Origin of the sequence: Pseudomonas alcaligenes, assembly GCF_041729615.1 — a bacterium.
In the GTDB taxonomy this organism is placed as follows: Bacteria; Pseudomonadota; Gammaproteobacteria; order Pseudomonadales; family Pseudomonadaceae; genus Aquipseudomonas; species Aquipseudomonas alcaligenes_B.
Genome location: NZ_CP154874.1, coordinates 2559852 through 2582783 on the forward strand (window position 1 = coordinate 2559852; position 22932 = coordinate 2582783).

Sequence of the window (22932 nt, forward strand, 5' to 3'; positions counted from 1 at the left end):
ACATGCTAGCGCGCACTCAGTGCGGATGGTTGAACTGCGAGGCCAGTTCGCGCAGCGCCACTTCCGCCTGCAGCACCTTGTTCAGTGCGTCCTCGGCCTTGTCGCGGCTGATGCCCAGGCGCTCGAACAGCGCCTCCGGCAGGTCGCTCTGCGGGCCGGTGCCGATGCCGCGGCTGCGCAGCAGGTTGACCGCCAGGCAGACCAGGTTCGGATAGGCCGCGTAGGCACCCTGGTAGTCCGGGTCGTGCTGGAAGCGCAGGGCGCTGGCCAGCTCTTCCGGCATGTCCCAGAAACGCATCAGCCAGGCGCCGATCTGTTCGCGGGTGATGCCCAGCAGGTGCTGCTCGATGTAGCCGGCGGACAGGTGCGGATTGACTTCCAGGTGCCGGCAGATCAGCGAGAAGTGCGGCGGGAACACGTGGGCCAGGACCAGGTAGCCGAAGTTGTGCAGCAGCCCGGCGAGGTAGGTCAGGCCGGCCTCGGGGCGCTGCGCGCGCGGCATGGCGCGGGTCAGGCCCTCGATCACCGCGGCGGTGTAGATCGCCTGCTGCCAGTAGGGCGTGGCCTGCTGCGGCTGGTCCTTGGGCAGGGCCAGGGTCTTGCCCAGGGCCAGGCCCAGGGCCAGGTTGATCACCAGGTCGAAGCCCAGCACGCGGACGATGGCGTCCTCCACCGAGCGGATCTTGCCGGGCGCGGCGTAGTAGGGCGAGGCGGCCCAGCTGACCACCTGGGCGGCCAGCGCAGGGTCGGTCTCGACCACGCCGGTGATGTCGTCGACCGTCGCATCCGGGTCGACGCGCAGCTTGATGATGCGCTGCGCGGTCTCCGGCAGCGGCGGAATTTCGATGGTCTCCTCCAGGCGCTGCTGGATGCGCCGGGCGGTGAAGGCCTGCACGGCCTGGGTGATCTCGGCGCGGTCGTCGTCCGGGCGGTCGAGGTTCGGCTGGATGGCGCTGACCGGTTCGCCGAAGCGCGCGGCGCTGGCCTTGGCCAGGAGGATCGCCTTGTAGTGCTCGCTGGCGATTTCCAGCAGCACGCCGGGCTGGCCGGACTCCACCAGCAGGCTGTCTTCCTGCAGCAGGCGCTCGTCGTACAGGCAGGGCGAGCTGGTCAGCGGCGGCAGGCCGGGCAGCACGCCGAGGCTGTGCTTGGCCAGCATGCGCTCCATGCGCTCGGGCTTGACCGCGGTGAGCTTGCGTCCGGTCAGCTCGGCCAGGCGGTTGAGGTCGAGCAGCTGGCTCTGCGGGAACAGCACCAGCAGGGCGCCGACTGCGTCGTCCAGCAGCACCGCCTGCACCCGGCGCGCGGCCGGCAGGGCGGGGTGTTCCGGGCGGACCAGGCAGGGCACGCCGAGTTTCTCCAGCAGCTGCAGGATCACCGCCGGTGGGCGCGGGGCGGCATCTGGGACGAGGGCGACTTCGGTCATGGGGCGATATCCGACTGGGAACTACTGCCTGGCAGTATAACCAGCGCTGCGCGGGGGCCGCTCGGCCGCCGGACGGGCGACCAGCGGTACAGTGTGCGCCGCCTCACACTTGGCCGTACTGCTGGCCGTGGCGCAGCCAGCGCTCCAGCAGCGGGCTGACGTGCTGCGGCCAGCGCGCCAGCAGCTCCTGCGCGGCCTCGCGCACGGCCGGCAGCAGGTCGGCATCGCGCATCAGGTCGGCGACCTTGAACTGCAGCAGGCCGGTCTGGCGGGTGCCGAGCATTTCGCCGGGGCCGCGCAGTTCCAGGTCCTTCTCGGCGATGACGAAGCCGTCGCAGGTCTCGCGCATGATCCCCAGGCGCTCGCGGCCGAGCTGCGACAGCGGCGCGTGGTAGAGCAGCACGCAGTGGCTGGCGGCGCTGCCGCGGCCGACCCGTCCGCGCAGCTGGTGCAGCTGGGCCAGGCCCAGGCGCTCGGGGTTCTCGATGATCATCAGGCTGGCGTTGGGCACGTCGACACCCACCTCGATCACCGTGGTGGCGACCAGCAGCTGCAGCTCGCCGCGCTTGAACTGGTCCATCACCGCAGCCTTCTCGGCCGGCTTCATGCGCCCGTGGATCAGGCCGACGCGCAGCTCGCCCAGCGCCGCGGAGAGCTCCTCGAAGCTGGTCTCGGCGGCCTGGCAGGTGAGTTCCTCGGATTCCTCGATCAGCGTGCACACCCAGTAGGCCTGGCGCCCCTCGCGGCAGGCGGCGCGGACCCGCTCGACCACCTCGAGGCGGCGGCTGTCGGCCACCAGGATAGTGTTCACCGGCGTGCGCCCGGGCGGCAGCTCGTCGAGGATCGAGGTGTCGAGGTCGGCGTAGGCGCTCATCGCCAGGGTTCGCGGGATCGGCGTGGCGGTCATGATCAGCTGGTGCGGGCAGAGGCGGCCGTCGATGCCCTTCTGCCGCAGCGCCAGGCGCTGCTGCACGCCGAAACGGTGCTGCTCGTCGATGATCACCAGCGCTAGCTTGGAAAAGCGCACCTCGTCCTGGAACAGCGCGTGGGTGCCGACCACCATCGGGCAGCCACCGGCGATCTGTTCCAGGGCCGCGGCGCGGGCCTTGCCCTTGAGCTTGCCGGCCAGCCAGGCGACCTCGATGCCCAGCGGCTGCAGCCACCTGCTGAAGTTGAGGAAGTGCTGCTCGGCAAGGATCTCGGTCGGCGCCATCAGCGCCACCTGGTAGCCGGCCTCCAGCGCCTGCAGGGCGGCGAGTGCCGCCACCACGGTCTTGCCCGCACCGACGTCGCCCTGCACCAGGCGCAGCATCGGCTCGCTCTGGCTGAGGTCGTAGGCGATCTCGGCGCCGACCCGCTGCTGCGCGCCGGTGGGGGCGAAGCCGAGGTTGGCGAGGAAGCGCTGCGGCAGCGCCTGCGCCTTCGGCAGGGCCGGCGCCTGCTGCGCGCGCACCTGCTCGCGCAGGCGCTGCAGCGACAGCTGGTGGGTCAGCAGTTCCTCGAAGGCCAGGCGGTGCTGGGCCCAGTGGCGGCCCTCGGCCAGTTCCTCCACATCGGCATCCGGCGGCGGCCGGTGCAGGTAGCGGATCGCCTCGTCCAGTGGGCCGAGGCGGTAGTCGCGGGCCAGTTCGGCCGGCAGCCAGTCCGGCAGGCTGTGCGGGCCGAGGCGGGCCAGGGCCTGCTGGCTGAGGGTGCGCAGGCGCTGCTGGGTGAGGCCCTCGGTGGTCGGGTAGATGGGCGTCAGGGTCTGTTCCACCGGCGCCGGCTCGTCGCCGCTGACCGCGCGGTATTCCGGGTGGTAGATCTCCAGGCCGGTGGCGCCGGGGCGTACCTCGCCGTAGCAGCGCAGCGCGGTGCCGCGCTTGAGGCCGTCCTTCTGCGCCTGGCTGAAGTGGAAGAAGCGCAGGGACAGGGTGCCGCTGCCATCCTGCAGGCGCACCAGCAGGCTGCGGCGGCGGCCCATGACGATGTCGGCGCCGCCGACCACGCCTTCGACCACCGCATCCTGCCCTGGGCGCAGCGCGCCGATCGGGGTGATGCGGGTGCGGTCCTGGTAGCGCAGTGGCAGGTGGAACAGCACGTCCTGCAGGTTTTCCAGGCCGACCTTGGCCAGCTTTTCGGCCAGCGCCTCACCCACGCCCTTCAGCGCGGTGACCGGGACCTGCGCCAGCTCGGTCATGCCGGCAGGGCTTCACCCTGCGGGCGGGCCACCGAGCACAGGCGGATCGAGTCGGCCAGCACTTCGATGGCCTTGGGCCGCGGGAAGCTGGCGCGCCAGGCGATGGCCACGGTGCGGAAGGGCGCCGGCGGCGTCAGCGGGCGTACCTCGATCACGCCGGGGGCGTAGTGGTGGCTGTCCACCGCGGAGAACGGCAGGATCGAGATGCCCAGGCCCGAGGCGACCATGTGGCGGATGGTTTCCAGCGAGCTGGATTCCACCGTGGTGTGCTTGGCCGCGTCCTCGCCGCCCTTGCGCAGGCTCGGGCAGGCTTCCAGCACCTGGTCGCGGAAGCAGTGGCCCTCGCCGAGCAGCAGCAGGCTCTTGTCGTTGAGCAGTTCGGTGTCGATGCTTTCGCGCGCGGCCCAGGGATGGCCGGCCGGCAGCAGGGCGTAGAACGGCTCGTCGTACAGTGGCTTGGTCAGCACATCGGCTTCCTGGAACGGCAGGGCGATGATGATCGCGTCGAGTTCACCCGTTCTGAGCTTGTCGCGCAGGATATGGGTGAAGTTCTCCTCGATGTACAGCGGCATCTGCGGGGCGACCCGGTGCAGCTGCGGAATCAGGTGGGGAAACAGGTAGGGGCCGACCGTGTAGATGGCGCCGATCTTCAGCGGCGCGGTCAGCTGGTTCTTGCCGGCCTGGGCCAGCTCGCGGATGCCCTGGGCCTGCTCCAGCACCTTCTGCGCCTGGGTGACTATGCCTTCGCCGACTGGGGTCAGGCGCACGGCGCTCTTGCTGCGCTCGAAGATCAGCACGCCGAGCTCGTCCTCGAGCTTCTTCACCCCCACCGACAGGGTCGGCTGGCTGACGTGGCAACGCTCGGCGGCGCGGCCGAAATGCTGCTCCTGGGCGAGGGTGACGATGTAGCGCAGTTCGGTGAGGGTCATAGGTAAATTCCATTGAGATGCCGGCAAGCATAGCGACTGTATTCAATGGAACCAACCGGGCCGCCCAACAAAGATGCGGCCCGGCGACAGCGGCTCAACGGGTGAGGGTGAAGTTCAGCGGATAGTCGATCGACATGCTGCCGCTGGCCAGCACCTTCTTCGGTGGCGGCGGCACCGGGCTGGCCTTGCGCAGCTGGCGCTGCACGTCGCGGTCGAAGGAGGCGCGCGCGGTGGACTGCTTCACTTCGCTGGCGAGGATACGGCCACGGCCGTCGATGGTGAAGTTGAGCAGCAGGGCGTGCTTGCTGCCGGGGCGGTTGAAGCGCCGCTCGCGATCCGGATAGTGCAGGCGCTTGCTCAGGTAGGCCTGCAGCTTGGCCATCCACAGGGCGCGCTCGCGGTCGATCTCGCCCTGGCTGGTCTGCTGCTGGGTCGGCGCACGCACCGGCGCCGCGGCCTGCTCCTGGCTCGCCGGCCTGGGCGCGGGCTCGGTTTGCGGCTTGATCTCCGGCTTGGGCGGCTGCGGCCTGGGCTTGACGATGGCCAGCTTCGGCTCGGGTGCCTCGACCACCTCGGGGATGGGCTCGGGTTCCGGCTCGGCGATCGGCTGCGGTGGCGTCGGCTCCGGCGGGGCCGCCACCGGTTCCAGCTCGATGAGCATGGCCGCCGGCTCCAGCTGCACCGGAGGTACTGCCGGCTTCCACAGCAGGGCCAGGTAGTAGAGGCCGATGTGCAGGCCGATCACCACGATCAGGCTGACCAGCCACAGTGGCAGGCGACGCGCCGGGCTCATTGCTGGCCAACCGTTTCCAGGCCCACCAGGCCGATCTTCAGGTAGCCGGCGTTGCGCAGGCCGTCCATCACGTTCATCAGGTCGGCGTAGTCCACGTCCTTGTCGCCACGGACGAAGATGGTTTTCGCCTTGTCGCCGCCGGTCAGTCCGTCCAGCGCCGCACCGAGCTGGGCTGGATCGATCTGCTGGTTGTCCAGGTACAGGCTGGTGTCTGCCTTGATGCTCAGGTAGACCGGCTTGTCCGGGCGCGGCACCGGCTTGGCGGTGGAGGCCGGCAGGTCGACCTTGACGTCGACCGTGGCCAGCGGCGCGGCGACCATGAAGATGATCAGCAGCACCAGCATCACGTCGATGAAGGGCGTGACGTTGATCTCGTGGTTTTCCTGGAGGTCGTCACCGCCCTCGTGCAGATGCAGCCCCATGGCTCATACCGCCTTGGCGATCGGCGCCTGGGCGCGCTCGCCGACCGGCTGGTCGAGGTCACGGCTGACCAGCAGCAGGACCTGGGCCGAGGCATCGGCGACTTGGGCCTTGTAGCCGGCGATGGAGCGGGCGAAGACGTTGTAGATGACCACCGCAGGGATCGCCGCGACCAGGCCCAGGCCTGTGGCCAGCAGGGCCTCGGCGATGCCGGGGGCGACCACGGCGAGGTTGGTGGTCTGCGACTCGGCGATGCCGATGAAGCTGTTCATGATGCCCCAGACGGTGCCGAACAGGCCGACGAAGGGCGCGGTGGAACCGATGGTGGCGAGCACGCCGGTGCCCTGGCTCATGCTGCGGCCGCTGGCGGCGACCAGGCGCTCGAGGCGGAAGCTGACGCGCTCCTTGATGCCTTCCTTGTCCTTGCAGCCGGCGGACAGGCGCAGCTCGTCGCGGGCATCCTCGATCAACAGGGCACTGAAGCTGTGCTTGGCGCGGGCCTGCTCGGCGGCCTGGCCGAGATTGCGCGCGCCCTTCAGATCGGGCAGCTCGCGCTGCAGGCGGCGACGGGCGATGAGCAGCTCCAGGCCCTTGGCGATCCATAGGGTCCAGGTCAGGATCGAGGCCAGCACCAGGCCGATCATCACGCTTTTCACCACGCGGTCGGCGTTCTGGTACATGCCCCAGGGCGACAGGTCGTGCAGTACTTCTTCCTCGGCCGGCGCGGCCTCGGTCTGCAGCGCCTGCACGGCGGCGGCCAGCTGTTCGGCGTCGGCACCGGTGATGCCGTGCTGCTGCAGGAACGCCTGGCGGGCGGCCTCGACCTGTTCGGCGCTGGCCTGCTCACCCAGGGCGTCCAGCTGGGCCTTGAGGGTCGCTGCCTGCGGGTGGACCGGCGGCGCAAGCGGCAGTGTTTGCCCGCTGCCGATCTGTTGGCCGGCAGCGGCGCCCGACGAGGCGTCGGTAACCGGTACCTGGGCGGTCGGAGTCACTTCCTCGGCAAGTGCGGCGAACGGCAGCAGCAGGCCGAACAGCAGGGCAATCAGGGAAAGATGGGTGGGCGCGCGGAGGGCGTTAGAATTCATGCTGGCCGGACCTGAGGTGAGGGAGCAGCGGGCGAGGGGAACTGAGCCCTGAATGCGAAACGGCATGTATTATTGCAAGTAATTCTTGTTTGTGAAAGAAACACTGTAACTCTCGGGCCGCCCGTGCCCCGACACGGTGCCGACCCCCCAGTCACCAAGGTAGAACCTTTCCATGTCCAAGACCCTGATGATTGCTGGTTGTGGCGATGTCGGCAGCCGCCTGGCACAGCGCCTGGCGCCGGCCGGCTGGACCCTGTATGGCCTGCGGCGTGATGCCGCGCGTCTACCCCCCGAGGTACGCCCGGTGGCTGGCGATTTGCAACAGCCGGTATGTCCGTCGGCCTGGCCGCAGGGCGAGCTGGACTACCTGGTGTATTGCGTGGCGGCCAGCCAGCATGACGAGGCCGGCTACCGCGCGGCCTATGTCGACGGCCTGCGCCATGTGCTGGCCTGGCTGGCCGAGCGTGGACAACGGCCGCGGCGCCTGCTGTTCGTCTCCAGCAGCGGGGTCTATGCCCAGCAGGCCGGCGAATGGGTGGATGAGACCTCCCCGGCACAGGCGAGCAGTTATTCCGGACGGATCATGCGCGAGGCCGAGGACCTGGCCCTGGGCAGCGGCCTGCCGGCGACCCTGGTACGCCTGACCGGCATCTACGGCCCCGGTCGCCAGTGGCTGCTCAACCAGGTGCGCCAGGGCTACCGGGTGGCCAGCGAGCCGCCGCTGTATGGCAACCGCATCCATGTCGAGGACGCTGCCGGCCTGCTGGCGTTCCTGCTGCAGGCCGATGCCGCCGGCACGCCGCTGGCGGACTGCTACCTGGGGGTGGACGACGCACCGGCGCCGCTGCACGAGGTGGTGGGTTGGCTGCGCGAACAGCTGGGTGTGAGCCACTGGGCCGAGCAGAACAGCGTGCGCCGCGCCGGCAGCAAGCGCTGCAGCAATGCGCGGGCGCGGGCGCTGGGCTGGGTGCCGCAGTACCCCAGCTATCGCGAGGGCTATGCGGCGGTGCTGGCCGACGCTCAGTCGTCGCTGCGCCCGTTGTAGCGGCCGCTGCCATCGTAGTGGCGGCCGTCCGGATCGGTACGGCCTTGGTAGCGTCCGGAATCGTCGTAGCGCCGACCATCCTCATCCTGGCGCCCGACATAGCGGCCGCTGTCGTCATAGCGGCGGCCGTTGGCATCGGTGCGGCCGGTATAGCGCCCGGAGGCATCGTAGTGGCGGCCATCTGCATCGGTGCGCCCCGTGTAGCGCCCGGAGCTGTCGTAGGCGCGGCCGTCGTCGTCGGTGCGGCCCAGATAGCGTCCGCTGTCGTCGTAATGGCGCTGCTCGGCCTGTACTGGCAGGCCCGCCAGCAGCAGGCAGAGCAGGAACAGGGCGCGCGGCATCAGTCGCGCTCGAGCAGCCAGGCCAGGCGCCCGGGATGCAGGTCCGGCACTTCGTCTGCTGCGGCGCGGTTGAGGGCGCGGAAGATGCGCAACTGGTCGCCGTCGCGCTGGAACAGCCAGGGCGCGCCCTGGTTGCCCAGCTGCAGCCACAGGCTGTCGTGCTCGCCGGCCATCGAGGCGCAGTCGCCGGCCAGGCACAGGGCATAGCGCTCGGCGCCGGGCAGGCCTTCCAGGCGGCCGTCCGGGTGGAACAGCACCAGGCCACCCTCGCCGACACCCTCACGGATCTTCCACTCGCCGCCCAGGTAGGCCTCGTACAGCGCCCATTCGAAGCTGCTGCCGACCGGCGCGCCCTCCGTCGCCTGCTGTTGCGGGCGGCGGAAATGCTGCTCGGGGCCGTAGGGGCTGGCCTGCTGCACCAGGACATCGCCGCGCAGGTGCAGCGCCTCCTGGTAGTCACCCGGGTACTCGACCCGCAGCGTGCCGTCCTCACCGGCTGTCAGGCGGCCTTCCGGCAGCTCGAAGCCGTTGCTGTAGGTGGCCAGGCCGCGCGGGCCGTCCAGCCGCCACTCCAGGGTGGGGCCGTGGGCCAGCAGGGCCTCGCGCAGGGGAATGCCCTCGCGCGCGGCGTCGATGATCGGCTGGTTGATCCAGGTGCCGTCCGCGTTCTGCGGGCCGGCACAGCCGACCAGCAGGGCGGCAGCCAAGATGAGGAGATGGCGCATGGCGCGGCTCAGTCGATGACCAGGATGCCGTCCATTTCCACCAGCGCGCCGCGCGGCAGGGCGGCCACGCCGATGGCGGCGCGGGCCGGGTAGGGCTGCTCGAAGTAGCGGCCCATGACCTCGTTGACCTTGGCGAAATGCGACAGGTCGGTGAGGAAGATGTTCAGCTTGACCACGTCCTTGAACGAGCCGCCGGCCGCCTCGATCACCGCCTTGAGGTTCTCGAACACCTGCACGGTCTGCTCCTCGAAGCCCTGCACCAGCTCCATGGTCTTCGGGTCCAGCGGGATCTGCCCCGACAGGTACACGGTGTTGCCGGCCTTGATCGCCTGGGAGTAGGTGCCGATGGCGGCCGGGGCGTTGGGCGAGGTGATGACGGTCTTGCTCATGGACAGCTCCAATGGATTTTCTTGTTGACGCCGCGCGCCTTCAGGCGCGCATGCGGGTGATGCGGATCACGCCCTTGAGGGCGCGCAGCTTCTTGATGACGCGCGCCAGGTGCACGCGGTCATGCACGCTGATGACCAGCTGGACCACGCTGATGCGGCCGTCGCGCTCGTCCATGCCGATCTTCTCGATGTTGCCGTCGGCGGCGTTGACGCTGCTGGCCAGCAGGGCGATCAGGCCGCGCTGGTGCTCCAGCTCGACGCGCAGTTCGACGTTGAATTCACCGGCGACATCCTTGGCCCAGTTGAGCTGGATGCACTTCTCCGGGTTGTGGCGGATGTCGGCGATGTTCTTGCAGCTTTCCAGGTGCACCACCATGCCCTTGCCGGCGGACAGGTGGCCGACGATGGGGTCGCCGGGAATCGGCGTGCAGCACTTGGCGTAGCTCAGCACCAGGCCCTCGGTGCCGCGGATGGCCAGCGGGCCGTCGGAGCTGGGCGCGGCCTCGCCGCTCTCGGCCAGCAGGCGGCGCGCCACCACGTAGGCCATGCGGTTGCCCAGGCCGATGTCCTCCAGCAGATCCTCGAGCACTTCCAGGCGGTATTCGCCGAGCACGGCCTGGATGCGCTCGGCACCGATCTTCTCCAGATGACTGTCGAAGCCGGTGAGGGTCTTGTTCAGCAGGCGCTCGCCGAGGTTGATCGACTCGGAGCGGCGCTGCAGCTTGAGGGCGTGGCGGATATGGGTGCGCGCCTTGCCGGTGACCACGAAGTTGAGCCAGGCCGGGTTCGGCCGCGCGCCGGGGGCGGTGACGATCTCGACGGTCGAGCCGCTCTCCAGGGCTTGCGACAGCGGCGCCAGGCGGCGGTTGATGCGGCAGGCGATGCAGCTGTTGCCGACGTCGGTGTGCACCGCGTAGGCGAAGTCGACCGCGGTGGAGCCCTTGGGCAGCTCCATGATCTTGCCCTTCGGGGTGAAGACGTAGACCTCGTCGGGGAACAGGTCGATCTTCACGCTCTCGATGAATTCCAGCGAGTTGCCCGCTCTCTGCTGCAGTTCGAGGATGCCCTTGACCCACTGCCGCGCGCGGGCGTGGCTGCCCTTGGGCGCCTCGTCCTCGGCGGACTTGTACAGCCAGTGCGCGGCGATGCCGTTGTTGGCCAGTTCCTCCATCTCGCGGGTGCGGATCTGGATCTCGATGGGCACGCCATGCATGCCGAACAGGGTGGTGTGCAGCGACTGGTAGCCGTTGGCCTTGGGGATCGCGATGTAGTCCTTGAAGCGGCCGGGCAGGGGTTTGTACAGGTTGTGCACGGCGCCGAGCACGCGGTAGCAGGTGTCGACCTTGTCGACGATGATGCGGAAGGCGTAGACGTCCATGATCTCGTTGAACGCCCGGCGCTTGCCGCGCATCTTCTGGTAGATGCTGTAGAGGTGCTTCTCGCGGCCGATCACCTGGCCTTCCATGCCTTCGCGCTGCAGGCAGGCGGTGATCGACTCCTCGATCTTGGCGACGATTTCCTTGCGGTTGCCGCGGGCGCGCCTGACCGCGGCGCGGATGCGCTCGGAGCGCATCGGGTGCATGGCCTTGAAGCCCAGGTCCTCGAACTCCACGCGCATGCTGTGCATGCCTAAGCGGTTGGCGATGGGCGCGTAGATTTCCAGGGTTTCCTTGGCGATGCGCCGGCGCTTCTCGCCGGACAGCACTTCCAGGGTGCGCATGTTGTGCAGGCGGTCGGCCAGCTTGACCAGGATCACGCGGATGTCGCGGGCCATGGCCATGGCCATCTTCTGGAAGTTCTCGGCCTGGGCCTCGGCCTTGGTCTCGAAGTTCATCTGGGTCAGCTTGCTGACCCCGTCGACCAGCTCCGCCACGGTCTCGCCGAACTGCGCGTGGAGAGCTTCCTTGGCGATGCCGGTGTCCTCGATCACGTCGTGCAGCATGGCCGCCATCAGGCTCTGATGGTCCATGTGCATGTCGGCGAGGATGTTGGCGACGGCGAGCGGGTGGGTGACGTAGGCCTCGCCGCTGCGGCGGCGCTGGCCGTCGTGGGCCTGCTCGGCGTAGAAGTAGGCGCGGCGGACCAGGTTGACCTGATCCGCGGCCAGGTAGGTCGAGAGTCGCTCGGCGAGGGTGTCTATGCTCGGCATGGGTTGACCCCCTGCCGGGCTGACGGTTGAACCTGCGCCGCTAGACTTCGACCAGGCATGGACTTACAGAGGCTCGTTGGCCTCTTCCTCGAAGGCGGCGGCGAACAGCGGCTCTTCCTCGACGATGTCTTCCTGGGCGACGAACTCGGCGTCCACCAGGCCGGCGGCGATCTCGCGCAGGGCCACTACGGTGGGCTTGTCGTTTTCCCAGGCGACCTTCGGCTCCTTGCCGCCGGTGGCCAGTTGACGGGAGCGCTTGGTGGCCAGCATGACCAGCTCGAAGCGGTTGTCTACGTTCTCCAGGCAGTCTTCAACGGTAACGCGGGCCATGGTGTTCCTCGTGGCAAATAGCAAATAAGGCTGGGCCCGGATGGGCGAGCGGACTGAATAGTCTAAAAAATCACCAGCATTTAGGGAAGGCTTTTCGGTGGCCGGTCAGGCCAGCAGTTCACCCAGCAGCCCGGCGTGACGTTGCTCCTGCTGGCTGGCGCGCAGCTGATTGGCGCGGAAGATCGCCTTGAGGTCGTCCAGCGCGTGGGCGAAATCGTCGTTGATCACCAGGTAGTCGTACTCGACGTAGTGGGTCATCTCGCTGACCGCGTCGCGCATGCGCCGCTCGATGATCTCCGAGCTGTCCTGGCCGCGGTTGGTCAGGCGGTGGCGCAGGGCTTCCTGGGTCGGCGGCAGGATGAAGATCGACTTGGCCTGCGGCATCAGGCGGCGTACCTGCTGGGCACCCTGCCAGTCGATCTCGAGGATCAGGTCGAAACCCTCGGCCAGGGTCTGCTCGACCCACTTCTGCGAGGTGCCGTAGAGGTTGTCGAAGACCTGGGCATGCTCGAGGAATTCGCTGCGCTCGAGCATGGCGACGAACTGCTCGCGGCTGACGAAGTGGTAGTTGACCCCGTCGACCTCGCCCGGGCGCATGGCGCGGGTGGTGTGCGAGACGGAGACGCGGATGCGCACGTCGCTGTCGAGCAGGGCCTTGACCAGGCTGGTCTTGCCGGCGCCGGAGGGGGCGGAAACGATGTAGAGGGTGCCGGTGGTGACGGTCATCTGTATGTCCTGGGAGGGCGTTGACTCAAGCCTAGCGGCTTATTCGATGTTCTGGACCTGCTCGCGCATCTGCTCGATCAGGACCTTGAGGTTGACCGCGGCCTGGGTGCTGCGCGGGTCGAAGGCCTTGGAGCCGAGGGTGTTGGCCTCGCGGTTGAGTTCCTGCATGAGGAAGTCCAGGCGCCGGCCGGCGGCGCCGCCGGCCTTGAGCACGCGGCGCACCTCGGCGACGTGGGTGGCCAGGCGATCCAGCTCCTCGGCCACGTCGCTCTTCTGCGCCAGCAGCACCAGCTCCTGCTCCAGGCGCTGCGGGTCCACTTCGGCACGCATCTCGGCGAAGCGGGTCTCGATCTTCTGGCGTTGGTTGGCCAGCATCTCGGGGATCAGCCCACGCAGGGCGGCGACTTCGGCGGTGATGTCGTCCAGGCGCTCGTTGAGCAGTCTGGCCAGCTCGGCGCCTTCGCGGGCGCGGCCGTTGCGGAGTTCGCCCAGGGCCTGCTCGAACAGCTGCAGGGCGGCGGCGTTGAGCGCCTGCGGGTCGGCCACGTCGGCCACCAGTACGCCGGGCCAGGCCAGCACTTCCAGGGGATTGAGCGGCGCCGGCTGCTGGATCAGTGCGGCCACCTGCTCGGCGGCGGCGACCAGCTGGCGGGCGCGGTTTTCGTCGACCTGCAGGCGCTGGCCGGCGTTTTCCTCGGCGAAGCGCAGGGTGCACTCCACCTTGCCGCGCGACAGGCCCTGGCGCAGGGCTTCGCGTACCGCGCCTTCGAGGTCGCGGAAGGCCTCCGGCAGGCGCAGGTGCGGCTCTAGGTAGCGGTGGTTGACCGAGCGCAGTTCCCAGCTCAGGGTGCCGTGGGCGCCGGCCCCTTCGACGCGGGCGAAGGCGGTCATGCTGTGCACCATGGGAGGTCCTCGTGGAATGGCGAATGAGGCGCGGGATTGTAGCGCAGTGCGACCGCCGGCCCAATCCGCCATGTCGCGGCGTCCCGGGCCGCCCTATAATGCCGGCAGGTTCGCGCGCCCCGGCGCCCGAGATTTCCGCTTCCCTACAGGTATCAGCAGATGAAACGTCCCAGCGGCCGTGCTTCCACCCAGTTGCGTTCCGTGCGCATCACCCGCAACTACACCAAGCACGCCGAGGGTTCGGTGCTGGTCGAGTTCGGCGACACCAAGGTCATCTGCACCGCCAGCGTCGAGGCCGGCGTGCCGCGCTTCCTCAAGGGCCAGGGCCAGGGCTGGCTGACCGCCGAGTACGGCATGCTGCCGCGCGCCACCGGCGAGCGTAACGCCCGCGAGGCCAGCCGCGGCAAGCAGGGCGGGCGCACCCTGGAGATCCAGCGCCTGATCGGCCGCTCGCTGCGCGCCGCGCTGGACATGAGCAAGCTGGGCGAGAACACCATCTACATCGACTGCGACGTGATCCAGGCCGACGGCGGCACCCGCACCGCCTCCATCACCGGCGCCATGGTGGCGCTGGTCGACGCCCTCAAGGTGCTGAAGAAGCGCGGCGCGCTCAAGGGCGAGCCGCTCAAGCAGATGGTCGCCGCCGTGTCCGTGGGCATCTACCAGGGCGAGCCGGTGCTGGACCTGGACTACCTGGAAGACTCGGCCGCCGAGACCGACCTCAACGTGGTGATGACCGACGCCGGCGGCTTCATCGAGGTGCAGGGCACCGCCGAAGGTGCCCCCTTCCAGCCGGAAGAACTGAATGCCATGCTGGCGCTGGCCCAGCAGGGCATGCGCGAGCTGTTCGAACTGCAGCGTGCGACCCTGGCCGACTGATTCCCACAACCCGCGGAGAGCCCCATGGAAGAGCAGAACCTCAGTCCCACCCCGAGCCCGGAAGCCCGTCAGTGGGCGATGTTCTGCCACTTCGCGGCCTTCGTCGGCCTGCTGATCCCCTTCGGCAACCTGCTCGGCCCGCTGGTGGTCTGGCAGATCAAGCGCGATCTCGATCCCTTCGTCGACGACCAGGGCAAGGAGGCGCTGAACTTCCACATCACCGTGTCCATCGCCGCCCTGGTGTGCATCCTGCTGGCCGTGGTGGTGATCGGCTTCCTGCTGCTGCCGCTGCTCGGCCTCGGCGCCCTGGTGCTGACCATCATCGCCGGGATCAAGGCCAACGAGGGCCAGACCTACCGCTACCCGCTGTGTTGGCGGCTGATCAAGTAATGCCAGGGCCCCGCTTGCGGGGCCTTTTTCTGCAACCACTCATATAAGGAAATCGGAAGTGGCCGGAGCCAGTCTGTTAACTCTGCTCGACGACATCGCCAGCGTGCTGGACGACGTCTCGGTGATGACCAAGGTGGCGGCGAAGAAGACCGCCGGCGTGCTCGGCGACGACCTGGCGCTGAACGCCCAGCAGGTCACCGGGGTCAAGGCCGAGCGCGAGCTGCCGGTGGTCTGGGCGGTGGCCAAGGGCTCGCTGATCAACAAGCTGATCCTGGTGCCGGCGGCCCTGCTGATCAGTGCCTTCGCGCCCTGGCTGGTGACCCCGCTGCTGATGCTCGGTGGCGCCTTCCTGTGCTTCGAGGGCTTCGAGAAACTGGCGCACAAGTTTCTCCACAGCAAAGAGGAAGACCAGCAGCACCACGCTGAGCACGTCCAGGCCCTGGCCGACCCGGCGGTGGACATGCAGGCCTTCGAGAAGGACAAGATCAAGGGCGCGGTGCGCACCGACTTCATCCTCTCCGCCGAGATCATCGCCATCACCCTCGGCGTGGTCGCCGAACAGGCCTTCACCCAGCAGGTGCTGGTGCTGTCCGGCATCGCCCTGCTGATGACGGTCGGCGTCTACGGCCTGGTGGCCGGCATCGTCAAGCTGGATGACGCCGGCCTCTACCTCAGCCAGCGCACCAGCGCCGCGGCGCAAGGCCTGGGCCGGGCCCTGCTGTGGCTGGCGCCGGGGCTGATGAAGCTGCTGTCGGTGGTGGGCACCGCGGCCATGTTCATGGTCGGTGGCGGCATCCTCACCCACGGCATACCGGGCGCGCACGATCTGGTGCACCACTGGGTCGAGGCGATCGAGGCACTGCCGGCCATCGGCGGCGTGCTGGCCGTGCTGACGCCGACCCTGGTCGACGCCCTGTTCGGCGTCGTGGTCGGTGCCCTGGTATTGCTGCTGGTGACTGCCGGCGGCAGGGCCTGGAAGGCGCTGCGCGCCGCCTGAGGGGATGGGGCGCGCTCTTGTCGAGTGCGCCCCTGGCCGGCTCAGCTTTCGTCCTTCAGCTCGGCGCCCGGCGCGTTCTTCTGCACCGACTGCACGCCGCCTTCCGCACTGGCCCGGCTGGCGTAGTGCTGGCTCTGGCCGACCACCTGGCCGTTGGTGGCCTTGAGCACGAAATGGAACTTGCCGCTGCTGGTTTCCTTGACCTCGAAGGCACCGTCGCGCTGCGCGTTCTTGCGCACCGACTCGATGCCGTCCAGGGCCGAGGGCTTGGCCTTGTACAGCTCGCTGCTGAGGATGATCTCGCCGTTGCCGGCGAGCAGGTTGAAGTGGAACTGCCCGTCGCTGGCTTTCTTCAGGTGGAATTTGCTGGCCATGGTCCGACTCCTGTCGTGGTGGGGGAGTCCGCTAAGCCTAGACGCTCCCCCGCCAGCGGGCATGACGGGATGCTCAGGCCTTCAGCGTCTTCACCCCTTCGGCGGTGCCGAGCAGCAGCAGGTCGGCCGGGCGCGCGGCGAACAGGCCGTTGGTGACCACGCCGACGATGGCGTTGATCTCGGCCTCCAGCTTCACCGGGTCGACGATGCTCATGTTGTGCACGTCGAGAATGATGTTGCCGTTATCGGTGACCACGCCCTCGCGGTACACCGGGTCGCCGCCCAGCTTCACCAGCTGGCGGGCGACATGGCTGCGGGCCATGGGGATGACTTCCACCGGCAGCGGGAAAGCGCCCAGCACCGGCACCAGCTTGCTGGCGTCGGCGATGCAGATGAAGGTCTTGGCCACGGCCGCGACGATCTTCTCGCGGGTCAGGGCGGCGCCACCGCCCTTGATCAGGTTGAGGTGCTGGTCGCTCTCGTCGGCGCCGTCGACGTAGAACTCCAGGCCGTCCACCGCGTTCAGGTCGTACACCGGGATGCCGTGGCCCCTGAGCCGCGCGGCGGTGGCTTCGGAGCTGGCCACGGCGCCGTCGAAGGCCATCTTGTGCTGGGCCAGGGCGTCGATGAAGAAGTTGGCGGTGGAGCCGGTGCCGACGCCGATCACGCTCTTGCTGTCGAGCTGGGGGAGGATGTGGTCGACGGCGGCCTGGGCCACGGCCTGCTTGAGCTGATCCTGGGTCATCGCGGGTTCTGCGTGTGGAGGAGGGGAGGCGAATTATAGGTGCTTCGGCCGGCCGAGGGGCAGGCGAAAAAAAGCCCGCGGGCAGCGGGCTACAAGGGTGACGCAGGATAGACGTTGAAAGTGCCCGGTCAGGCTTTGCTTTCGAACATCACATAGACCTTGCGGCAGGGCTCCAGCACTTCCCAGGTGCCCTTGAGGCCGGCCGGGATGACGAAGCGGTCGCCGGCGCGCACGGTCTTGGCGTTGCCGTCCTGATCGCGGATCACCGACACACCCTGGAGAATCTCGCAGTACTCGTGCTCGGTGTAGTTGATCGTCCACTGGCCCACGGCGCCTTCCCAGATACCGGTGTGGAACTGGCCGCAGGGGCTGCTGTAATGGTTGCGCACGCTCTGCTCGGGGTCGCCCTTGAGGATCTTCTCGGCGGCCGGGCGGTAGTGTTCCGGCGCGGTGGTGGCACTGGCGAAATCGACGATCTGGGCGACATTCATGGCGTGGGGTCCTGGTGTTGTGGGCTGTCGATGAGCGGCAGTCTATGTTTGATAAAACGAACATTGCAAGGCGTTTGACCGGCGGTTTGTCAAAAATATTGAAAAGGTGATTCGCTCTGGTTTAGTGTTGCCCGCACGATGGCCGGCAATCGGCCTGGCAGAATAATTGACAGTGCGTGTTGCCTATTTGCCACACGCTTCCACCGAGGATACTCGCATGACCACCCTGACTCGTGCCGACTGGGAACAGCGCGCCAAGAACCTGAAGATCGAAGGCCGCGCCCTGATCCACGGCGAGCACCGCGATGCCGTTTCCGGCCAGACCTTCGAGTGCGTGAGCCCGGTCGATGGCCGCCTCCTGGGCCTGATTGCCAGCTGCGACGCCGCCGATGCCGAGGTCGCCGTGCGCGATGCCCGCGCCACCTTCGAGTCGGGCGTGTGGTCGCGCATGAAGCCGGTCGAGCGCAAGAAGATCATGATCCGCTTCGCCGACCTGCTCGACGCCCACGCCGAGGAGCTGGCCCTGCTGGAAACCCTGGACATGGGCAAGCCGATCGCCTTCTCCCTCAGCGTCGACGTGGCCGGTGCCTCGCGCGCCATCCGCTGGAGCGGCGAGGCGATCGACAAGATCTATGACGAGGTGGCCGCCACCCCGCACGACGAACTGGGCCTGGTGACCCGCGAGCCGGTGGGCGTGGTCGCCGCCATCGTGCCGTGGAACTTCCCGATGATCATGACCGCCTGGAAGCTGGGCCCGGCCCTGGCCACCGGCAACTCGGTGATCGTCAAGCCGTCGGAGAAATCCCCGCTGACCGCCATCCGCATGGCCGAGCTGGCGCTTGAGGCCGGTATTCCGGCCGGCGTGCTCAACGTGCTGCCGGGCTTCGGCCACACCGTGGGCAAGGCCCTGGCCCTGCACATGGATGTCGACACCCTGGTGTTCACCGGTTCGACCAAGATCGCCAAGCAGCTGATGATCTATGCCGGCGAATCGAACATGAAGCGCGTCTGGCTGGAAGCCGGCGGCAAGAGCGCCAACATCGTGTTTGAAGATGCGCCCTGCCTGAAGGAGGCCGCCGAGGCCGCTGCCATGGCCATCTGCTTCAACCAGGGCGAGATGTGCACCGCCGGTTCGCGCCTGCTGGTGCAGCGCTCGATCAAGGACCAGTTCATGCCCATGGTGGTCGAGGCCCTCAAGGGCTGGAAGGTCGGCCATGCGCTGGACCCGGAGACCCAGGTCGGCGCGCTGGTCGACCAGGGTCACCTGAACAGCGTGCTGTCCTACATCGAGGCCGGCCATGCCGACCAGGCCAAGATGCTCTGCGGTGGCAAGCGCACCCTGGAAGAAACCGGTGGGGTCTACGTCGAGCCGACCATCTTCGACGACGCACACAACAAGATGCGCATCGCCCAGGAGGAGATCTTCGGCCCGGTGCTGACGGTGATTCCGTTCGACACCACCGAGGAAGCCATCGCCATCGCCAACGACAGCATCTACGGCCTGGCCGCCGCCATCTGGACCAGCAACCTGTCCAAGGCGCACCTGGCCGCCAAGGCCCTGCGCGTCGGCAGCATGTGGGTGAACCAGTACGACGGCGGCGACATGACCGCACCGTTCGGTGGCTACAAGCAGTCGGGCAACGGCCGCGACAAGTCGCTGCACGCCTTCGACAAATACACCGAGATCAAGGCCACCTGGATCAAGCTGTAAGTACGCGGGACGATCTCCTGGTCGTCGGCCATACGGCGTTGCGTCCTCGCTTTTAATGCTCACGTACTGCAGTACGCTGCGTTTAAAAGCTGCGGGGCGCCTGACTCGCTGACGCTCGCCCTTCGGGCCAGCCTAACGGCTGTTACTCCCGTTGGTCGTTGGTCCTGGCCTTAGCCCAGGAGATCTTCATCGATGTTGGGCTAGTTTGACCGTACTTTAAGGTCCGCCCTTCGGGGCCGGCTCCCGAGTGAGCCACACCTGCGGCCGGGTTTCCTTGGGAACCCGGCCGTTTGCTTTGGCCGGAAAGGATTGGGCTATGCGTTGGGGAACCTACTTCGCCGTTACCGCGGCGGTGGTCATAGTCGGACTGGCGCTGGGGGTGACCCTGCCGCTGGTCTCGCTGCGCCTGGAAAGCTGGGGCTACGGGCCCTTCGCCATTGGCGTGATGGCGGCCATGCCGGCCGTCGGCGTGCTGCTCGGCGCCCGTCTGACCGGGCGCCTGGCCGGCTGGCTGGGTACCCCGCGCAGCCTGCGCCTGTGCCTGCTGGCCAGTGCCTGTTCGGTCGGCCTGCTGGCGCTGTTGCCCTATTACCCGCTGTGGCTGCTGCTGCGCCTGCTGATCGGCATTTCCCTGACCGTGGTCTTCGTCCTCGGCGAGAGCTGGATCAACCAGCTGGTCGAGGAGCGCCTGCGCGGCCGCCTGGTGGCCCTGTACGGCACCGGCTTCGCCCTCAGCCAGCTGGCCGGACCGCTGGCGCTGACGGTCATCGGCAGCACCAGCGACCTCGGCTTCTGGCTCTCGGTCGGCCTGCTGGTGGCCGGCAGCCTGGTGCTGCTCGGCCATAGCGGGGCGCCGCGGGTGGATGCGCACAGCGCCTCCGGGCGTGGCTTCCTGCGTTTCTGTCGCGGCCAGCCGGCCATCGCCTGGGCGGTGGCACTGTTCGCCGCCTTCGAGGCCATGGTCCTGACCCTGCTGCCGGTCTACCTGATCCGCGAAGGCTTCGCCCAGGAGACGGCGCTGCTGATGGCCAGTGTGGTGGTGGTCGGCGATGCCCTGTTGCAGCTGCCCATCGGCCTGCTCGCCGACCGGGTGTCGCGCGCCACCCTGTTCCGTGTCTGCGGCGTGGTCCTGCTGCTGTCCAGCCTGGCCATCCCGGCACTGCTGCACACGCTGCTGATCTGGCCGCTGCTGGTGCTGTTCGGCGCTTCCGCCGGTGGTCTCTACACCCTGTCGCTGATCCTGGTTGGGCAGTTCTACCGCGATGACGCGCTGGTCCGCGCCAACGCCCATATCGCCCTGTTGTGGGGCGTCGGCTGCCTGCTCGGGCCGCTGTCCACCGGCGCCGCCAGCCAGTGGCTGAGCGGCCATGCGCTGCCGCTGCTGATGGCCGCCGGTGCCGCGCTGTTCGTCGCCCTGGCCTGGCGCCGCGCGGCCTTCCAGGCGCCGCTGGCGAGCCCGCTGGCCGGCGACTAGGGTTGTCTCCCAGGCCCATCCGCCGGGAGACCAGCATGTACAGCCGAATCCTCGCCGCGCCTCTGGCTCTGCTGGCGTTCGCCGCCGGCGCCGCCGATCTGCCCGGCAGCGCCGACCACCCGGCCATCCCGCGCTACGAGGGCGCGGAAATCTACGCCTACCAGACGCAGGCCTATACCGACTGGCGCTTTCTCAAGGCGCCGGCCAGCGCCTACGGCGGCCTGCAGAAGAACCTGGGCGCCACCGAGGTGCTGGAAGGCAAGCTGACCCGCTTGAGCTACCGCGCGCCGGCCGAGCGCACGCCGCTGGAGATCTTGCGCAACTACCAGCAGGCCCTGGCCGACGCCGGCTTCGAGACCCTGTTCGTCTGTGCGCGCGAGGAATGCGGCGGGCGCAACTTCAACCATGCGATCACGATGGACATGCACTTTCGCGAGTATCACCAGGATCAGCGCTATCTGTATGCCCGTCTCAAGCGGCCGGAAGGTGATCTGTATGCCGCGCTCTACGTGGTGCTCAACCAGTCCGGCGGCGGGCCGAACAAGGGCCGCAGCCTGATCCAGCTGGATGTGCTGGAGCGCAAGGCGATGGAGCAGCGCATGCTGGTGGTCGAGGCCGGCGAGCTGCAGCAGGGGCTCGACCAGCAGGGAAGGGTGGCGCTGTACGGCCTGTACTTCGACACCGACAAGGCCGAGATGCGCGCCGACTCGGCGGCCCAGCTGGCGGAGATCGCCAAGCTGCTGCAGGCCCGCGCGCAGCTGCAGGTGCTGGTGGTCGGGCATACCGACGCCCAGGGCGCGCTGGACTACAACCGCGAGCTGGCGCAGCGCCGCGCGCAGTCCATCGTCGAGGCGCTGGTGACGCAGCACGGCATTGCCCGCGAGCGCCTGACGGCGGTTGGCGTCGGCATGGCCGCGCCGGTGGCGAGCAATCGCGACGAGGCGGGCAGGGCGCTGAACCGGCGCGTGGAACTGGTGGACCGGGCCCAGTAGTCAGGCCTGCTCGGCCAGCAGCTGCGCCACCGTCTCGCCGACCCGCCGCACCGCCTGCTCGATGGCGTCGCCCTGGGCGGTGGCGAAGTTCATGCGCAGGCAATTGCGGTACTTGCCGGCGGCGGAAAAGATGCTGCCCGGCGCGATCTGCACCTTGTGCGGCGCCAGCAGGCGGTTGAGGCGCTGGCTGTCGAAGCCCTGCGGCATCTCCACCCACAGCATGAAGCCACCCTGCGGCTGGCTGACCCGGGTGCCGGCGGGGAAATAGCGGCTGACCCAGCCGGTCATCAGCTCGCGGCCGCGCGCGTACTGGCTGCGCATGCGCCGCAGGTGCGGCTGGTAGAGGCCGGCGCCGATGAACTCGGCCAGCGCCAGCTGCGGCAGCTGGGCGCTCATCCCGGTGCCCATGTACTTCATGTGCAGCACCCGCTGCAGGTAGCGGCCGGGTGCGATCCAGCCGATGCGCAGGCCCGGCGCCAGGGTCTTGGAGAAGGAGCTGCAGAGCAGCACGCGGCCGTCCTCGTCGAACGACTTGATGCTGCGCGGGCGTGGATAGCGGTAGGCCAGCTCGCCGTAGATGTCGTCCTCGATGATCGCCAGGTCGTAGCGCTGGGCCAGTTCCAGCAGGGCGCGCTTGTTCGCCTCGGGCATGATGTAGCCGAGCGGGTTGTTGCAGGTCGGGGTCAGCTGGATGGCCTTGATCGGCCACTGCTCCAGGGCCATCTCCAGGGCTTCCAGGTTGATCCCGGTGAGCGGGTCGGTGGGCAGCTCCAGGGCCTTGAGGCCGAAGCCCTTGAGCGCCTGCATCACCCCGTGGAAGCTCGGCGAGTCCACCGCGACTATGTCGCCGGGCTGGCAGATGGCGCGCAGCGCGGCCGACAGCGCCTCGTGGCAGCCGGTGGTGATGACGATGTCCTCGGCCGGCACCTGGCAGCCGGAGTCCAGCATCAGGCGCGCCACCTGCTCGCGCAGGCCGAGGTCGCCCTCCAGGCTGCCGTAGCTCAGCTCGCGCAGGCCCTGGCGCCGGCTCAGGCGCGACAGGCTGCGCAGCAGCGGGCGCAGGGTCGGTGCGGCGATGTCGGGGATGCCGCGGCCGAGCTGCACCATGTCGCCATAGGGCGGGGTGGCGATCAGCTCCAGCACCTGGTCCCACTGCGACACCTCCACCGGGCGCTGTGCCGCGCGGCTGACCATCGGCAGCGCCGGTTTCTGCCGGCCTAGCGGCACGAAGTAGCCGGACTTCGGCCGCGGCTCCACCAGGCCATCGTCCTCCAGCTGGCGGTAGGCCTGCTGCACCGTGCTCAGGCTGACGCCGTGCTCCTGGCTGAGGGCGCGTACCGAGGGCAGGCGTTCGCCGGGGCGGTACAGGCCCTGCTCGATGCGGGTGCCGAGCAGCTCGGCCAGGTTCATGTAGAGGGTCATGACAGATGCCTTGCCCT

24 protein-coding genes are annotated in these 22932 nt (G+C 68.5%); 7 read left to right on the forward strand and 17 right to left on the reverse strand.

The window, feature by feature from the left end; genetic code table 11:
- Positions 1-16 precede the first annotated feature (16 nt).
- From AAG092_RS12450 to exbB, 6 genes are all read right to left on the reverse strand, one after another.
- Positions 17-1426: an aminoacyl-tRNA deacylase and HDOD domain-containing protein gene (locus tag AAG092_RS12450; RefSeq protein ID WP_110682748.1), complete on the reverse strand. Its 1410-nt coding sequence runs from the start codon at positions 1424-1426 to the stop codon at positions 17-19.
- A 103-nt stretch (positions 1427-1529) separates the two neighbouring features.
- Positions 1530-3605, reverse strand: coding sequence for an ATP-dependent DNA helicase RecG (recG, locus tag AAG092_RS12455; RefSeq protein ID WP_373386932.1), 2076 nt, complete (start codon positions 3603-3605; stop codon positions 1530-1532).
- Complete coding sequence (locus AAG092_RS12460) at positions 3602-4534, reverse strand: hydrogen peroxide-inducible genes activator (RefSeq protein ID WP_373386933.1); 933 nt, start codon at positions 4532-4534, stop codon at positions 3602-3604. The genes recG and AAG092_RS12460 overlap by 4 nt, the downstream gene beginning before the upstream one ends.
- A gap of 94 nt (positions 4535-4628) precedes the next feature.
- On the reverse strand, positions 4629-5327 hold the full coding sequence (locus AAG092_RS12465; RefSeq protein ID WP_373386934.1) for a TonB family protein: 699 nt from the start codon (positions 5325-5327) through the stop codon (positions 4629-4631).
- A complete protein-coding gene (gene exbD, locus AAG092_RS12470; protein ID WP_110682752.1) occupies positions 5324-5749 on the reverse strand; it encodes a TonB system transport protein ExbD in 426 nt (141 codons plus the stop codon). The genes AAG092_RS12465 and exbD overlap by 4 nt, the downstream gene beginning before the upstream one ends.
- A 3-nt stretch (positions 5750-5752) precedes the next feature.
- Entirely contained in the window at positions 5753-6832 is a 1080-nt protein-coding gene (gene exbB, locus AAG092_RS12475; protein ID WP_373386935.1) for a tonB-system energizer ExbB, read from the reverse strand.
- Positions 6833-7004: 172 nt separating this feature from the next.
- Here exbB and AAG092_RS12480 point away from each other — a divergent pair, with 172 nt between their 5' ends.
- Positions 7005-7877, forward strand: coding sequence for an SDR family oxidoreductase (locus AAG092_RS12480; protein ID WP_110682754.1), 873 nt, complete (start codon positions 7005-7007; stop codon positions 7875-7877).
- Here AAG092_RS12480 and AAG092_RS12485 read toward each other — a convergent pair.
- From AAG092_RS12485 to AAG092_RS12515, 7 genes are all read right to left on the reverse strand, one after another.
- Positions 7853-8218, reverse strand: coding sequence for a hypothetical protein (locus tag AAG092_RS12485; protein WP_373386936.1), 366 nt, complete (start codon positions 8216-8218; stop codon positions 7853-7855). The genes AAG092_RS12480 and AAG092_RS12485 overlap by 25 nt on opposite strands.
- Positions 8218-8943: a hypothetical protein gene (locus AAG092_RS12490; RefSeq protein WP_373386937.1), complete on the reverse strand. Its 726-nt coding sequence runs from the start codon at positions 8941-8943 to the stop codon at positions 8218-8220. Before AAG092_RS12490 ends, AAG092_RS12485 begins: the two co-directional genes overlap by 1 nt.
- An 8-nt stretch (positions 8944-8951) precedes the next feature.
- A complete protein-coding gene (locus AAG092_RS12495) occupies positions 8952-9332 on the reverse strand; it encodes a RidA family protein (protein ID WP_373386938.1) in 381 nt (126 codons plus the stop codon).
- Positions 9333-9372: 40 nt separating this feature from the next.
- The gene (gene spoT, locus AAG092_RS12500; RefSeq protein ID WP_110682757.1) at positions 9373-11481 is read right to left on the reverse strand and encodes a bifunctional GTP diphosphokinase/guanosine-3',5'-bis pyrophosphate 3'-pyrophosphohydrolase; all 2109 of its coding nucleotides are present in this window, start codon (positions 11479-11481) and stop codon (positions 9373-9375) included.
- Positions 11482-11544: 63 nt separating this feature from the next.
- Positions 11545-11811, reverse strand: a complete 267-nt coding sequence (gene rpoZ / locus AAG092_RS12505; protein ID WP_110682758.1) for a DNA-directed RNA polymerase subunit omega — start codon at positions 11809-11811, stop codon at positions 11545-11547.
- Between the two features lie 105 nt (positions 11812-11916).
- Positions 11917-12537: a guanylate kinase gene (gene gmk, locus AAG092_RS12510; protein WP_373386939.1), complete on the reverse strand. Its 621-nt coding sequence runs from the start codon at positions 12535-12537 to the stop codon at positions 11917-11919.
- 39 nt (positions 12538-12576) lie between these two features.
- Positions 12577-13440, reverse strand: coding sequence for a YicC/YloC family endoribonuclease (locus AAG092_RS12515; RefSeq protein ID WP_373386940.1), 864 nt, complete (start codon positions 13438-13440; stop codon positions 12577-12579).
- 159 nt (positions 13441-13599) lie between these two features.
- Between AAG092_RS12515 and rph the strand changes: the two genes are divergently transcribed.
- Genes rph through AAG092_RS12530 form a run of 3 tightly spaced genes read left to right on the forward strand, consistent with a single transcriptional unit; the run spans position 13600 to position 15706 of the window.
- Positions 13600-14319, forward strand: coding sequence for a ribonuclease PH (gene rph, locus AAG092_RS12520; protein ID WP_110682761.1), 720 nt, complete (start codon positions 13600-13602; stop codon positions 14317-14319).
- A 24-nt stretch (positions 14320-14343) separates the two neighbouring features.
- On the forward strand, positions 14344-14709 hold the full coding sequence (locus AAG092_RS12525; RefSeq protein ID WP_110682762.1) for a DUF4870 domain-containing protein: 366 nt from the start codon (positions 14344-14346) through the stop codon (positions 14707-14709).
- Positions 14710-14767: 58 nt separating this feature from the next.
- Entirely contained in the window at positions 14768-15706 is a 939-nt protein-coding gene (locus AAG092_RS12530; protein ID WP_110682763.1) for a DUF808 domain-containing protein, read from the forward strand.
- Between the two features lie 41 nt (positions 15707-15747).
- Here the strand turns inward: AAG092_RS12530 and AAG092_RS12535 are convergent, their stop codons facing one another.
- The 3 genes from AAG092_RS12535 to AAG092_RS12545 all read right to left on the reverse strand — a co-directional run bounded on the left by AAG092_RS12535 (position 15748) and on the right by AAG092_RS12545 (position 17316).
- The gene (locus AAG092_RS12535) at positions 15748-16080 is read right to left on the reverse strand and encodes a YegP family protein (RefSeq protein ID WP_373386941.1); all 333 of its coding nucleotides are present in this window, start codon (positions 16078-16080) and stop codon (positions 15748-15750) included.
- A 73-nt stretch (positions 16081-16153) separates the two neighbouring features.
- Positions 16154-16825 carry a ribose-5-phosphate isomerase RpiA gene (gene rpiA / locus AAG092_RS12540; protein ID WP_373386942.1) on the reverse strand — a complete coding sequence of 224 codons (672 nt, stop codon included), beginning with the start codon at positions 16823-16825 and terminating at the stop codon, positions 16154-16156.
- 128 nt (positions 16826-16953) lie between these two features.
- On the reverse strand, positions 16954-17316 hold the full coding sequence (locus tag AAG092_RS12545) for a cupin domain-containing protein (protein WP_110682766.1): 363 nt from the start codon (positions 17314-17316) through the stop codon (positions 16954-16956).
- A 217-nt stretch (positions 17317-17533) separates the two neighbouring features.
- On the opposite strand from AAG092_RS12545, the gene AAG092_RS12550 reads away from it, so the two are divergent.
- The 3 genes from AAG092_RS12550 to AAG092_RS12560 all read left to right on the forward strand — a co-directional run bounded on the left by AAG092_RS12550 (position 17534) and on the right by AAG092_RS12560 (position 21493).
- Positions 17534-19027: an aldehyde dehydrogenase gene (locus AAG092_RS12550; protein ID WP_373386944.1), complete on the forward strand. Its 1494-nt coding sequence runs from the start codon at positions 17534-17536 to the stop codon at positions 19025-19027.
- 316 nt (positions 19028-19343) lie between these two features.
- On the forward strand, positions 19344-20501 hold the full coding sequence (locus AAG092_RS12555) for an MFS transporter (RefSeq protein WP_373386945.1): 1158 nt from the start codon (positions 19344-19346) through the stop codon (positions 20499-20501).
- A gap of 35 nt (positions 20502-20536) precedes the next feature.
- The gene (locus tag AAG092_RS12560) at positions 20537-21493 is read left to right on the forward strand and encodes a DUF4892 domain-containing protein (protein WP_373386946.1); all 957 of its coding nucleotides are present in this window, start codon (positions 20537-20539) and stop codon (positions 21491-21493) included.
- On the opposite strand, the gene AAG092_RS12565 is transcribed toward AAG092_RS12560, so the two are convergent.
- Positions 21494-22915: a PLP-dependent aminotransferase family protein gene (locus AAG092_RS12565; RefSeq protein WP_373386947.1), complete on the reverse strand. Its 1422-nt coding sequence runs from the start codon at positions 22913-22915 to the stop codon at positions 21494-21496.
- Positions 22916-22932 lie beyond the last annotated feature (17 nt).